We start from the raw sequence: 12,706 nt of genomic DNA on the forward strand, positions 1-12,706 counted from the left end.
TCCCAGTTCACGAAGAAGGACTTGTCATGAACGATCGCCCGGACGTCATTGTCATCGGCGGCGGTATCGGCGGCCTCTCGGCCGCGGCTGCCCTGTCCCGCAAGGGGATCCGGGTCCGACTCTACGAGCGGGCCGCGGAGTTCGGCGAGGTCGGCGCAGGCCTGCAGATCGGCCCCAACTGCACGCGCATCCTCGACGACTACGGCCTCCTTGACGAGGCAAAGTCGCTCGGCGTCCTGCCTGAGGCGATGGTCATGAAGGACGCCACGGACGGCTCGGAGCTGACCCGGCTCGACCTGCTCGACCTCGAGAAGACCTACGGCTACCCGTACATGGTCATCCACCGCAGCGACCTGCACGGGATGTTCCTGCGCGCCTGCCGGGCGCTCGGCGTCGAGCTCGTCACCGGCCGACAGTGCGTCGGGTACGAGACGCTCGACGGCGCGGCGAGGGTCACCTTCACCGACGGGACCAAGGACACCGCCGAGGTCGTGCTCGCCGCGGACGGCCTGCACTCCGTCGCCCGGGTCGCCCTCGTCGGCGACGAGCCGGTCAACTCGGCGTACGTCGCCTACCGGGCGGCGGTCCCGTTCGAGCAGGTGCGGGGCAACGACGTCCACGACAAGGACGTCGTCGTCTACATCGGGCCTCGCTGCCACTTCGTCCAGTACCCGCTGCGCGGCGGCGAGATGCTCAACCAGGTCGCCGTCTTCCAGTCGCCCAAGGCCCTCGCCGGCCAGGACGACTGGGGCACCCCCGACGAGCTCGACGCGGCGTTCGACGGCATGTGCCCGCAGATCCAGAAGGGTCTGCCTCTCATGTGGCGCGACCGCTGGTGGCGGATGTTCGACCGGGACCCGATCATGAGCTGGGTCTTCGGCCGGATCGCACTCCTCGGTGACGCCGCGCACCCTCCGCTGCAGTACATGGCGCAGGGCGCCATCATGGCGATCGAGGACGGCTGGGTGCTCGCCGAGCACGTCGGCGAGCAGTGCGCCACCCGCACGGCGGAGTCCTCGGGCGTCGACTGGGACGCCGCCCTGGCGGCGTACAACGCTGTCCGCCCGGAGCACTGCCGGCGGGTCCTGACAACGGGCCGCGCCTGGGGCGAGCTTTGGCACCTCGACGGCGTGGAGCGGCAGCAACGCAACATCGTCCTGCGCGCGCGAGACACGTACGACTACGCGTTCACCGACTGGATCTACGGCCCGACCGCGCTGACCCCGGCCCAGGAACCGCCGCTTTACACGACCGTCGCACTGTCCTCCATCGAGGTCCCCGGGGTCACTGGCAAGTAGGCACGGCGACGCACGTCTCCTGCATCGCCGCATGCCGTAGTCCGCCGGCCGACAACCCGGCACGAGGAAGCGGCGAAGTCCGAGTGACGCCGGCGAACGCCGAGAGGTTGCGGTCGACCCACACGGTCCAGCCCGACCACCCAGCCAAGACCAGAGCACGGGACAACTGTCAAAGAGCGCTGAGCTCAGCGCACCGGGCGCCTTCGTGGTCAGGGATCCGGATTCAGCGGCGACTCACAGCCGCTGCCGCGACGTCACCTTGGCCGCCCGCGTGTTCGCTCCCGAGGAGGAACGGCGTCGCCGGCGAACGAGTGAGCGAGTAGGTAGAACGGCCGAGTTCACCCCCTTTCGTCCGATCCTGGATCGTCACCGGGCGTACGGTCCTGATGCACCATCTGTGACACGTTGGATCGAGGAGACACCGACCGATGAGCAGTACCCCGCCCGGCTGGTACGACGACGGTTCCAACACGGGCACGCAGCGCTGGTGGAACGGCGACACCTGGACCGAGCACACGCAGCCCGCCCAGCCGACGCAGTCGTTCTTACCGCAGGCGGCGCAGTCGATGCCACCTGGTCAGGCGGACCCCTTCGCCCAGCCGGTTGTACAGCCCGTCGTCCAGCCGTTTGGTGCCGGCGGGCAGCACGGGCAGCACGGTCGCCCCGCCAAGAAGGGCTGGACCAAGGGCAAGGTCGTCGGGGCGGGGCTGGGCGCGCTGTTCCTTGTCGGCGCGGTCGGCGCTGCGATCGACGGCCCCGATGACCCGAGCACCGTCACCGTCGCCAGCGACTCCAGTTCGGGTCCGGCCGCGAAGCCGTCCAGCGCGCCGGCTGCAAAGCCGTCGACATCGACGGCGGCCGCGAAGCCCGCGCCGACGAAGACGACTCCCAAGCCCGCGTCGAAGCCGTCGACGAGCAAGACCACCGCGACACCCAAGCCCGCTCCGAAGGTGGTCTTCAAGAAGATCACCGACCGGCAGTGGAAGGTCATCTCCAAGGACCCCGACAGCCACGTCGGTGAGACCTATGTGGTCTACGGCTACGTGACCCAGTTCGACTCCATCACCGGCTCGGAGACCTTCCTGGGCAACGTCGGCGGCGTCCGACACTCCGAGTGGTACGAGTACGACACGAACACGATCCTCGGTGGCGCCAAGGCCGCGCTGAGCAAGGTCGTCGAGGACGACATCTTCCGGGCCGAGGTGATGGTCGTCGGGACGACGAAGTACGAGACCGCGATGGGTGCCGAGACGACTGTGCCGACGCTGGCCATCATGAGTATCAAGGTCATCGGCTCGACCGCCTGAGACGCCCGGAAGCCACCCGCCCGCACCTCCCGGACGGGCCCAGCAGATCGCCGCCCGGCGCTCTGGACGACCAACAGTGACGACTCAGACCACCGGCACGGAGCCGGTGCTGGCCGGCCGCGACGACATGGCGTGCAGGCGGGGCGATTGCTCCTCGAGCAACTGCACCGCGCGTCGGGCGACGGTCAGCCGGGTGACCGGACGTCCCTCACCCAGCAGCAAGTCACGGGCACGGCGCTGTAGGGCGACCCGGGCGCCGTCGGTCTCGGCGAGCCGCCGCTCAAGCTCTTCCAGCTCGCTCGTTGCCGCGTCGGCGCATCGCGCCTGGCCTTCCTTCGCGGCTTGGGTGGTGACGGGGGTGTCCCACCAGGGGCCGGGGTAGGGCAGTCGGGCTGGGCTGCGGGTGGCCGGGTCGGCGGCGATCGCGAGCAGCGCGGGCACCGCTGCGTCGGCCGGCCGGTCGTGGTCACGGACCGCACTGACCAGGACCTGCTCGAGGTCGCTGGCCGTCCACAGCCGAGCAGGCAGACCCAGGTCCTGGCGCAGCCGCCGGCACCGGTCGGCGACCTCCTCGAGGTCGACCGGCCCGAGCAGCCTGGCCACTTCGCCGTCGGTGTCTACGACCGCCAGGACCGGGCCGAGAACGACGGCGCGGAGCCCGACGCCGATCTGGCCGTCCTCGCCTCCCTGCTGGAACGACTTCAGGTGCGCTGGAGCTACTGGCACGGCCACGCCGCAACTGGCCTTCGCGGGTTCCTCGACGCGACCGACTCGCGGACCCTCACCGCCCTGCTCACCTCCGCCGATCCTTGGCTGCCAGCGCACTCGACCGGCTCGGCCGTCGCACTGTTCCGCCAGACGTGCCGCCTGGCGACCTCTCAGGACCTCGGACTGATCTGCGCCACAGACCTCAGGATCGCCCCGCCTGTGGGATGAGAGATCTCTAATGCCGGTCTAACGAACGGCTCACGGGCGCGCGGAAGGCTTCTCGTACGGGGACCGAGGGTCCCCGCGTGTCCCGACCGGAGAGGTCCGTGCTCCAATGAGCCTTCCCCTGCACCCACTCGTCGTGCACGCCGCGACCGTGCTGCTGCCTCTGTCGCTGCTCGGTGTCGTCGTCGCCGTCCTGGTCCCTCGGCTTCGTCCCCGGATCGCGGGGTTGTCGGTGCTCGGCCTTGTCGCTGCGGCCGCAGCGGCGTGGGTCGCCGAGGAGACGGGCGAGTCACTCGCCGACCGGGTCGGCGTCGCACAGGACCACGAGCGCTACGGCGAGATCCTCCCCGTCCTCGCCGTCCTGGCTCTCGTCATGTCTGGCGTGTGGTGGCGGCTGCAGCGCGGCCCGGTCGCCGGCGCCCCCGCGTGGGCACCCCGGGCCGCCGGCGCCGGTGTCGTTGTCGTCGCCGTGGTCACGACCTGGTTCACCGTGCTCGTCGGTCACAGCGGCGCCGTCTCGGTCTGGGAGTCCAAGACGGCAGCTCTGACGCCCGCGGCGGCGAGCGCACCCGCGACGACGCAGGGCAGGGGGACGGCGACGGCGCCCGCCGCCTCCGGGAGTCGGTCCCCCGCTGCTGCAGCGTCCGGCGGCAGCGGCCCGACCTCGGCCGAGGTGGCGAAGCACAACTCCCGCAGCGATTGCTGGTCGGTCGTCGACGGGACCGTCTACGACCTCACGGCGTGGATCGGCGCGCATCCCGGCGGCCCCGGCACGATCACGGGGATGTGCGGGGTCGACGCGTCGGCGGCATTCCACGGCCAGCACGCCACCAAGGCGGGCCCCGCCGCCGCGCTCGCGAAGTACATCGTCGGCCCCCTTGCCTCCGGTACGTCGGGGGCTACGACCCCGGGCCCGGCGGCTGCCCCTCCCGCCCCGGCAACCCCGACGACGCGGTACACCCGGGCCCAGGTCGCCAGACATGCCTCCACGTCCAACTGCTGGTCGATCGTCGAGGGCAAGGTCTACGACCTCACCCAGTGGGTGTCGCGTCACCCCGGCGGCAGCGAGGGCATCGTCGAGATGTGCGGCGGGAACGGTGGCGAGTTCCTCGAGGAGCACGCACGTGACGCCGCCGCACGCAAGGTCCTCGCCGGCTACCAGATCGGCGTGCTCGCTTGACCCGGAGTTCCGCGGGCCGGCGGTCGATTGGTACCAGCCGCCCGCCGGGCGTGACGGTGCGTCGGATCTCGTGACGCCGCGCACCGTGGTCGCCGACCGGCCGCTCGCTCAGCACGCCGGCAGCCAGGCGTCCGCAAGGGCGGAGACGTGCTTCAGGTCGGTGCCGCAGCAGCCGCCGACGACGCGTACCTGGGGCAGCGCCCCGCGCAGGGACGACGCGTCACGCGCCAGGTCGTCCGGGGACTCGGCGTCCAGCGTCTCGGCGGCGTCGAGCTCGGCGTGCGAGAGCCGGGATCCGTTGGGCCGCAACGCCTGGACGCGCAGCCGCCAGTCGCCCCGCTGGTCCGCGGCGGGCTGGAACCCTGGGTAGCAGCCGGGCCACAGGCCCGGCTCGGGATCGGGGCCGAGGGCGGGTCGGACGTGGTCCGGGTGCGCGCAGTTCACGAGGAACCAGGACGCGTAGGAGCCGGTGGCCCGGTCGACGGCGCGGACGGCGTCGCGCAGGGTCTCGCCGGACGGCAGCCGGCCGTCGGTCTCGACGGTGAACCCGACGACGACGGGCACGGATGCCGCGCTCGCCGCCCGGACCACGCCGATCGCCTCGTCCGGGTACGACAGCGTAAAGGCGGTGACGAGGTCGGCGCCGGCGCCGGCGAGATCGCCGACCTGCGAGCGGTGGTAGTCGGCGGCCTGGTCCGCCGTCATCCGCTCGCCGGGCACGTAGCCGTCGCCGCGCGGGCCGATGCAGCCGCTGACCGTGGTCGGGATGCCGTGCCGCTGCGCGAGCCCATGGGCGAACGCGACGGCGTCGTGGCTGATCCGGCGCAGCGCGTCGGCGTCGTACCCGACCGTCGGCCCCCAGGCCGGGTTGGCCCGCCAGGTCGGCGTCTCGAAGACGAAGCCGGTGCCGCGGGCCGCGGCCAGGTCGAGGAAGCCGGTGAAGTAGTCGGTCAGCAGCGCGCGGCCGTGCGCGTCGTCCAGCAACGGGAACGCCGCGAACGAGGGCAGGTCGATGCCGTGCTCGAAGACCAGGACGGTCTCCAGCCCGGCGTCGGTGAGCAGGATGTCGTCGCCCGGCGTGGCGGAGAGTGTGGTCGTCATGCGTCGAGTGAACGCGGCCCACCGCGCCGTTCCATGAGGGCGGCCTGCGGATCGGTTGAGGATCAGAGCGGCACGAGGGCCGCGAGGGCGACCTCGGCGGCCTCGGCGGTCGACAGCGCCCGTCCCCGGGCGGCCCAGACCGGCCCGCCGGGTCGCGACGCCGCGGCGTCCACGACCTGCTGGGCGACCTGACGGTCCGCGGGGTGCGCGGGCCGGCGCTCCGGCGCGAGCACCCACGACCCGACGGTGACCGCAGCCTCCTCGTGCCCGAGAGCCGACAGCACCGGGACGGCGATGCGCAGCGCACTCGTCAGGTGCGTGACGTTGCCGCGGCGCAGGAAGGTGCCCAGCGCCTCCCGCAGCGCCGGCTCGGCGTCGGCCGCCGTGGCGCTGCGGGCCAGTGCGGCCGCCAGGGACACTCGCGCCACGCCACCGACGAACGGGTTGCCGACGGAGTCCGCGAGCTCCTTGGCGCGGGCGAGCTCCGCGGCCGCTCCGGGCTCACCGAGCTCGGCGAGGGTCTCGCCGCGGGTGTACGCGAGCCAGGCGCGGTCGGACGGCGCATCCGGGGTGAGGCGCTCGACGGTCGGCAGGAGGGCGGCCGCCTCGTGCGCCCGGCCGCCGTAGGTGCGGGCCAGGATCGAGTTCGTCCAGCCGATCGCGAGCCGGTGCCGGTCCGCCGTCCGCTCGCCGTCGGCCAGCAGCTCCTCGGCGGCCGCGACGGCAGCGTCCGTGTCGTAGCGGTAGATCCCCACGTCGGACAGGCACTCGAGGGCGAGGGTGCGCAGGTCGTCGTCGGTCGTGGCGGCCAGCACGCGCGTGGCCAGGGTCGCCGCGTCGTCGAGGCGGCTCTGCTGGGCGGCCCGGGTGGCGAGAGCGGCCAGCACCTCGGGGGCCTCGGTCACGGTGCTCAGCTCCTGCGCCCAGGCGAACGGTTCGTCCCACAGTCGCGTGTACGCGTACGGGTGGAGAGCTCGGACCAGGGCGACCGCCGTCGGCACGTCGTGCGCGTGCGCCCAGCGGTAGGCCGCCCGGGCCTCGTCGGCGAGCCGGTCGAACACCGCGGCCGCGGCGGCCTCCTGCGCGGTGCGGAGCTGCTCCTCGGCGAGCCTCAAGGTGCGGACGACGTAGGTCGCGTGGGCGCTCGACGCGGCGACCACCTGTGCGGGGTCGGCGGCTGACGCGAGGGCGCGGTAGACGGTGCGAAGCACCTGGAAGCGGGGGGCGCCGAGGGCCGCGACCGGTGCCAGCAGCGAACGATCGGCGAGGGCGCGGACGGCGGCCGGCCCCTGCGCGCCGAGCACCCCTGCGGCGTCGGCGCTCGTGAAGGCACCGGCGAAGGCGCCCAGCGCGACGAGCGCGGCGCGCAGGTCGTCGTCGAGCCGCTGGATCGAGAAGGCCGCCAGCCGTTCCAGGGTGCGATGCCGGTCGGGGGCGTCCCGCTGGGCTGCCGGGAGCAGGTCCGGCCGGGTGTCGAGCAGCGTCCGAAGCCCGTCGACGTCCTCCACGGCGGATCCTGCTGCGAGCATCTCGAGCGCGAGCGGCAGGCGGTCCACCGCGGCCCCGAGGTCGTCCAGCCGGTCCGCCGGGGCGTCGACGAGCCCGCCGAGCGGCGCGAGCTCACGGCAGCGGGCGCGCAGCAGCTCCCGGGCGGTCGCGCTGTCGAGAGGGAGGACCGGCCACAGCTGCTCGCCGCGGCACCCGAGCCGCTCGCGGCAGGTGACGACGATCGCGAGCCGGCCCCCGCTGCCGGCCAGCCGGGAGCACAGCGCCGCGACGTCCGCGACGAGCTCGTCCGCGTCGTCGAGGACGAGCACGGCGTCCAGTCCTGCGAGCGCCTCCTGCGGCGCCTCGCCGACCACCCCGGCGGCGCGCGTGACCGCGGGCAGCAGGTGCCCGGCGTCCCGGATCGCGGTCAGGTCCACCGTGACCACGCGGCGTCCGTCTGCCGTCAGCCGCGCGACCAGCTCACGCGCGAGGGTGGACTTACCGACGCCGCCCGGCCCGACGAGCGACACCACCGACCCCGGTCGCAGCCGCGCCAGCGCCTCGGTGACGTCGCGCTCCCGGCCCAGCAGACCGGTGCCCGCCGGCCGCTCGTCATCGCCGCTCTGCGCCGGCTCGACGACGAGGCTGTACCCACGGCCGCGGACCGTCCGGACAACGCCCTGCACCGCCCCGTCGTCCCCGGTCGCCCGCCGGATCTCCTTGATCCGCGTGGCGAGCGCGGCCTCGGAGACGAACCGGCTGCCCCAGACGGCGTCGAGCAGCTCTTCCTTGGAGACCACCCGTTCCGGGTTCGCGGCGAGGTGGGCCAGAACGTCGAACGCCTGAGGCTCGAGGTGCACGGGCGTGCCGTCCACGAGCAGCCGGCGGCCGGCGACGTCGAGGGCGCAGCGCCCGAACCGCAGCATCCGTCGAGTATCGCGCCCCGGAGGCACGTGGTGCCGACCGGCGCCGCGGGCCGGGTCCTCAGCGTGTGACACCCGCCCGGTGGGCGAGCACGACGGCTTGCACCCGGTCGCGGACGCCGAGCTTGGCCAGCACCCGGGCGACGTGCGTCTTCACGGTCGTCTCCGCGACGTAGAGCTCCGCGCCGATCTCGGCGTTCGACAGCCCTCTGGCCATGGCCCGCAGGACGTCGAGCTCACGGTCGGTGAGATCGGCCAGCCCGGGGTGTGGGCGCGACTCGCGGGCGACGAAGGAGTCGACGAGCCGCGTCACCACTGTCGGGCCGACGGCGACCTGCCCCGCCGCGCAGGCCTTGACCGCGGCCACGAGCTCACCGGGCGCCGTCGTCTTGAGCAGGAAGCCGGCCGCCCCGGCCCGGAGCGCGTCCGCGACGTACTCGTCGAGGTCGAACATGGTCAGCACGAGGACGCGGGTCCTCGGGCACCGCAGCCGCAGCTCGGCGAGCGCCGTGAGGCCGTCGCCGCCGGGCATCTCGACGTCCATGAGCGCGACGTCCGGCTGCTCCCGCAGCACCAGGCGTACGGCGGCCGGGCCGTCCGGTGCCTCACCCACGACCTCGATCCCCGGGTCGCTGGCCAGGACCGTCGTCAGACCCGCCCTCAGCAGGGCGTTGTCGTCGACGACGACGACCCGCACCGTCACGGGACCGGCTCCGGCACCTGTTCTGTCGCAACGGGCAGCACGACCGTCACCCGGAACCCGCGGCCTGTTGGCGGTGGCCCGTACGTGAGCGTCCCGCCGACGAAGGCGACCCGTTCAGCGAGCCCGATGAGGCCGTAGCCCCGGCCCGCCTCCCCGGCGCCCGGGCCGTCGTCCGAGACCACGACCCGGACGGCGGACCCGACCGCCTCCACCTCCACGGTCGCCGCCGCGCCGCGCGCGTGCCGGACGACGTTGGTCAGGCACTCTTGCACCACTCGGTAGACCACGTCGACGCACGACGACGGCAGCCGTGCGGGCAGGACGCTCCGGACCCTCGTGCCACCGGCCCGGATCCGGTCGACGAGCGCCGTGACGTCGAGCTCCGTCCGCTGCGCCGGCCGGTCCACCTCCAGCCGCTCGAGCTCGGCGAGCGCGCCGTCCACCGCGTCGCCGATGACGTCCAGGGTCCGGCGCGCGACGTCCGGCCGGTCGGGCCACGACACCTGCCCGGCGGCCGCCTGGACGGCGACCACACCCACCGTGTGCGAGACGACGTCGTGCACCTCCCGCGCGAACGACCCTCGCTCCGCGGCGACGGCGGCGGACGTCGCGGCGGCCAGGGACCTCCTGCGGTCGGCCGCCGCGCGGGCGGACCTGTCGGCACGCCTGCGCGCCCGACCGGTGACGAGCCCGGCGACGACCGCCACGAGCTCGAACCCCACGAGGACGGCGAGGTTGTCCGGGTCACGCCAACCGGTGGCGGTCACGGAGCCGGTCACAAGGACGACGGCCGCGGCACCGTCGGGCCCGCCTGCTCCTGCGGCGGTGAGCGACCAGAGCAGCCCACCGACCGTCACGAGGCACCAGAACCCGCCCGTGACCGGTGCTCCGACGACCGCGGCCGCGACGTAGAGCGCGCCGGCGGCGCACGCACCCGCCGCCGGGGCGGTCCGGACGGCGACCACGGTGACGGCCGTGAGGGCCGTCAGCAGGACCGAGCCCCAGCTCCACGGGAGACCCTCCGCACGAGGATGGACGACCGCCTCGACCGCCGCGAGCAGCCCGGCGGCGGCCGCCGCCGCGACGTCGGCGCGTACCGGCCGTGGGGACATGACCCCCGCGTCTGCGGACCCGGCCGGGTCGTCCTCGGCCGGGCGGCGCAGCAGGCCGAGCTGCCGGCGCAGCTCTGCCGACGCCTCCTGCGCGAGACGGTGGATCCGGGCGAGCCCCGGCCCGGGATCCGCCGCCTCGCGCGCGGCCGACACCTCGGCCCCGACGGCGCTCACCAGCTCGCGCAGCCGGCGCGTGATGTCACCCGAGAGTCGTTCCCGCTCGGCGGCGACGGCCCGCCGTGCGACGTCGCCGACATCCACCGCCGACAGGGCCGCGGCCCTGGCCGACGCCCCGCGGGCCTCCAGGATGCCGACGACGCCGCGGTGGGTCACGAGAAGGGCGAACGTCAGCAGAGCCGCCCCGAAGAGCCACTCGGGCAGGCCCCTCCCGGCCCCGAGCACCAGCGCACCCGAGGCCGTCGCGGCCCCCGCGACCAGCAGGGCCGTCGTGCGCGACCGGACTGGCATCCACCCAGGATAGGAACCGCGCCGGTGCACGGCGTCCTCCTCGAGGACGACCCGTCAGGCCGAGACAGAACCGGCGGGCGTCCCGGCACCCGGCTGCCTCACGGCGGCCCCAGGGGCGCGGACGCCGATCAACGACGTGCCGACGAGCGCGAGACCCGTGAGGAGCACCGGGGACGCGACGTCCGGGGCGACGATGCCGAGCAGGACGGTCAGGACCACGACGGGCCCGAGCGCCGCGAGCACCCTTGCGCCGAGGCCGAAGGGGTTGTGTCGCAACGTCGCCAGGCCCAGGACCAGGAGCGGGACGAACACCAGCAGCAGCGACAGCCCGGCCAGCAGCCCGGAGACGGCGGCGACGGGACCGTCCTGGACGTCCAGCACGAGCTCGAGCGGGTGGACCAGGCCCGATCCCGCCGCGAGCATGCCGAGCCCTGCGAGCAGCGGCCGACGGGTAGCGCGCGCGACACGGCCCGCGGCGTCGAAGCGCGCCTTCTCCCGGGCGACCACGACACAGCAGGCGAGCACCGTGGCACCGAGCAGCACCGCCGTACCGAGCGTCGTCACCAAGGTGCCCTTCTCGTCGTCCGTGACGACCGTGCGTTCCCCGGTGACAGCGACGACGACCGTGTCGACGGCGAGCAGCCCGGCAATGAGCGCCGCAAGGGGGACGGCGACGGCGTGGTGGGTTCTCACGGTGACCTCCTGGGCGGGCCCGGACCGTCCGGACCCGCCTCCCACGCTCACGCCCGCGGGTGCCTCGCTGCATCCTCCGGTGAGTACCTGCTGAGGTCCTCCGTGAGGACGACTCGCGCGCATCGGCAGTCCCGGACGCAGTTCCACGTGCGACAGGGGCGACCGACCCTCTTCCCGAACAGGGGCGACGTCACACATCAACCGCGACCGCAGGGGCGTGCGAGGCGATCGCCACCCGACGCCGCAACGAAAACGAGACGAGCGATCCGACCGACGCAGGATCAGGATTCGTCCCCGGCGAGAAAGGCGGCGACCGTCTCCCGCAGCCGTGAGACGTTGCCGATGAGCACGTGTCCACCCGTTGCCAGCTCGAGCAACTCGCCGCGCTGAAGTCGAGCGACGAACCGGACGGCGTCGTCATGCGGTGCCAGCAGCGCGTGCGCCGCGTTGATGAGCAGCACCGGGACGCTGATCCGCTCGACGGGGACACGGCCCCTGAGCATGTGCTCCGCCGTGACGGCCCGGTCGAAGACCGTCCCCGCCCTACGCGGCCGTAGCGGGAACATCGTCGCGTTCACCGCCGCGAGCTCGGCCCGATCGTTCTCCGAGAGGTCCTTGGGGGACGCACCGGCCGCCAGCTTCACGACCGGCGGAAACGTGGTGGTCAGCCACAGCAGGTACTGCGCACGCGCCAGGACCCTTACCGCGGCCAGCGGAGGAAGCGGAGCCCGACCGGACAGCGCGACCAGCGGGGACTCCAGGACCAGTCGCCGCACCCTGGCCGGGTGGTCGGCCGCGAGCTGAGCGGCCGCCACACAGCCGGCCGACAATCCCACGACGTCGACCCCCTGCAGCCCGAGAGCGTCGAGCAACCCGGCCATCACGGCCGCTTGATCCGCAACCTCGGCGCCCTCCGGCAGCGTGGACCCGGGATAACCGAACCTCGACGGACTGATCACGTCGAAGCCAGCAGACCCCTCCGGGGCCAGCCGTCGCCGCGCCCAGTCGACGCCCTGGTCCCACCCCCCGCCGCTGCCGTGCAGGACCAGCACAGGGCGCCCCGTGCCGTACCTCCCGACACGAACCGTCACACCGTCCACCAGGACGTCATCGACCTGCACGCCGGGAGACGTCAAGCGGCGAGCCGCCGCAGCCATCTCCGCGCGATACCCGCGCGACCCTTCCACCCGGCGATCGTCCCACTCGTGTCGGCTCATGCAGAGCACCAGGTACGTCAGACGCCCAGGCGGATGGAGCGCACCGGGCGCCGGGTCACGTCCCCTGGCGTGGTGGAGTTCGGGTGAGTCCGTGGGCCGCGTGTCGATCATGACGTGAGCGGCCATCGTGCGACGGCGCGTCGGACGACCGTGTGCGGGCGTCGGCAGGCCGCCATTGCCGAGAAGCCGTCGTTGATGTCCTCGAGCGCCAGCCGCTGGAGGCGATGAACCCCATCGTCCGGAGCCGCCCGGAAGTGGTCGTCCGACCGGATGTCGGAGAGAT

The 12,706-nt window shown here is 73.6% G+C and carries 10 protein-coding genes; 3 read left to right on the forward strand and 7 right to left on the reverse strand.

Annotated elements, in window-relative coordinates; all coding sequences use genetic code 11:
- Positions 1–26 precede the first annotated feature (26 nt).
- On the forward strand, positions 27–1,298 hold the full coding sequence (locus tag ECOMGDLI_RS22790; RefSeq protein ID WP_088319146.1) for an FAD-dependent monooxygenase: 1,272 nt from the start codon (positions 27–29) through the stop codon (positions 1,296–1,298).
- Positions 1,299–1,726: 428 nt separating this feature from the next.
- Positions 1,727–2,605, forward strand: a complete 879-nt coding sequence (locus ECOMGDLI_RS22795; protein ID WP_088319147.1) for a DUF2510 domain-containing protein — start codon at positions 1,727–1,729, stop codon at positions 2,603–2,605.
- An 84-nt stretch (positions 2,606–2,689) separates the two neighbouring features.
- Here the strand turns inward: ECOMGDLI_RS22795 and ECOMGDLI_RS33990 are convergent, their stop codons facing one another.
- Complete coding sequence (locus ECOMGDLI_RS33990; protein WP_143447860.1) at positions 2,690–3,337, reverse strand: hypothetical protein; 648 nt, start codon at positions 3,335–3,337, stop codon at positions 2,690–2,692.
- Positions 3,338–3,647: 310 nt separating this feature from the next.
- Here ECOMGDLI_RS33990 and ECOMGDLI_RS35475 point away from each other — a divergent pair, with 310 nt between their 5' ends.
- Positions 3,648–4,718, forward strand: coding sequence for a cytochrome b5-like heme/steroid binding domain-containing protein (locus ECOMGDLI_RS35475; RefSeq protein ID WP_088319150.1), 1,071 nt, complete (start codon positions 3,648–3,650; stop codon positions 4,716–4,718).
- 108 nt (positions 4,719–4,826) lie between these two features.
- Here ECOMGDLI_RS35475 and ECOMGDLI_RS22815 read toward each other — a convergent pair whose 3' ends face one another.
- The 6 genes from ECOMGDLI_RS22815 to ECOMGDLI_RS22840 all read right to left on the reverse strand — a co-directional run bounded on the left by ECOMGDLI_RS22815 (position 4,827) and on the right by ECOMGDLI_RS22840 (position 12,423).
- On the reverse strand, positions 4,827–5,819 hold the full coding sequence (locus ECOMGDLI_RS22815; RefSeq protein WP_088319151.1) for a homocysteine S-methyltransferase family protein: 993 nt from the start codon (positions 5,817–5,819) through the stop codon (positions 4,827–4,829).
- A 62-nt stretch (positions 5,820–5,881) separates the two neighbouring features.
- Entirely contained in the window at positions 5,882–8,233 is a 2,352-nt protein-coding gene (locus tag ECOMGDLI_RS22820) for a winged helix-turn-helix domain-containing protein (RefSeq protein WP_088319152.1), read from the reverse strand.
- Between the two features lie 58 nt (positions 8,234–8,291).
- Entirely contained in the window at positions 8,292–8,933 is a 642-nt protein-coding gene (locus ECOMGDLI_RS22825) for a response regulator transcription factor (RefSeq protein ID WP_088319153.1), read from the reverse strand.
- Entirely contained in the window at positions 8,930–10,513 is a 1,584-nt protein-coding gene (locus tag ECOMGDLI_RS22830) for a sensor histidine kinase (RefSeq protein ID WP_088319154.1), read from the reverse strand. Before ECOMGDLI_RS22830 ends, ECOMGDLI_RS22825 begins: the two co-directional genes overlap by 4 nt.
- A 54-nt stretch (positions 10,514–10,567) precedes the next feature.
- A complete protein-coding gene (locus tag ECOMGDLI_RS22835; RefSeq protein ID WP_143447861.1) occupies positions 10,568–11,206 on the reverse strand; it encodes a hypothetical protein in 639 nt (212 codons plus the stop codon).
- Positions 11,207–11,487: 281 nt separating this feature from the next.
- Positions 11,488–12,423, reverse strand: a complete 936-nt coding sequence (locus ECOMGDLI_RS22840) for an alpha/beta fold hydrolase (protein WP_158221107.1) — start codon at positions 12,421–12,423, stop codon at positions 11,488–11,490.
- Between the last annotated feature and the right edge of the window lie 283 nt (positions 12,424–12,706).

The organism is Kineosporia sp. R_H_3, assembly GCF_002198675.1.
Taxonomy (GTDB): domain Bacteria; phylum Actinomycetota; class Actinomycetes; order Actinomycetales; family Kineosporiaceae; genus R-H-3.

What these genes read in the sequence shown, in the direction of transcription:
- ECOMGDLI_RS22790 (WP_088319146.1), top strand. Translation starts at nt 27, where the DNA reads ATGAACGATCGCCCGGACGTCATTGTCATCGGCGGCGGTATCGGCGGC.
- ECOMGDLI_RS22795 (WP_088319147.1), top strand. Translation starts at nt 1,727, where the DNA reads ATGAGCAGTACCCCGCCCGGCTGGTACGACGACGGTTCCAACACGGGC.
- ECOMGDLI_RS35475 (WP_088319150.1), top strand. Translation starts at nt 3,648, where the DNA reads ATGAGCCTTCCCCTGCACCCACTCGTCGTGCACGCCGCGACCGTGCTG.
- ECOMGDLI_RS22815 (WP_088319151.1), bottom strand. Translation starts at nt 5,819, where the DNA reads ATGACGACCACACTCTCCGCCACGCCGGGCGACGACATCCTGCTCACC.
- ECOMGDLI_RS22820 (WP_088319152.1), bottom strand. Translation starts at nt 8,233, where the DNA reads ATGCTGCGGTTCGGGCGCTGCGCCCTCGACGTCGCCGGCCGCCGGCTG.
- ECOMGDLI_RS22830 (WP_088319154.1), bottom strand. Translation starts at nt 10,513, where the DNA reads ATGCCAGTCCGGTCGCGCACGACGGCCCTGCTGGTCGCGGGGGCCGCG.
- ECOMGDLI_RS22840 (WP_158221107.1), bottom strand. Translation starts at nt 12,423, where the DNA reads ATGAGCCGACACGAGTGGGACGATCGCCGGGTGGAAGGGTCGCGCGGG.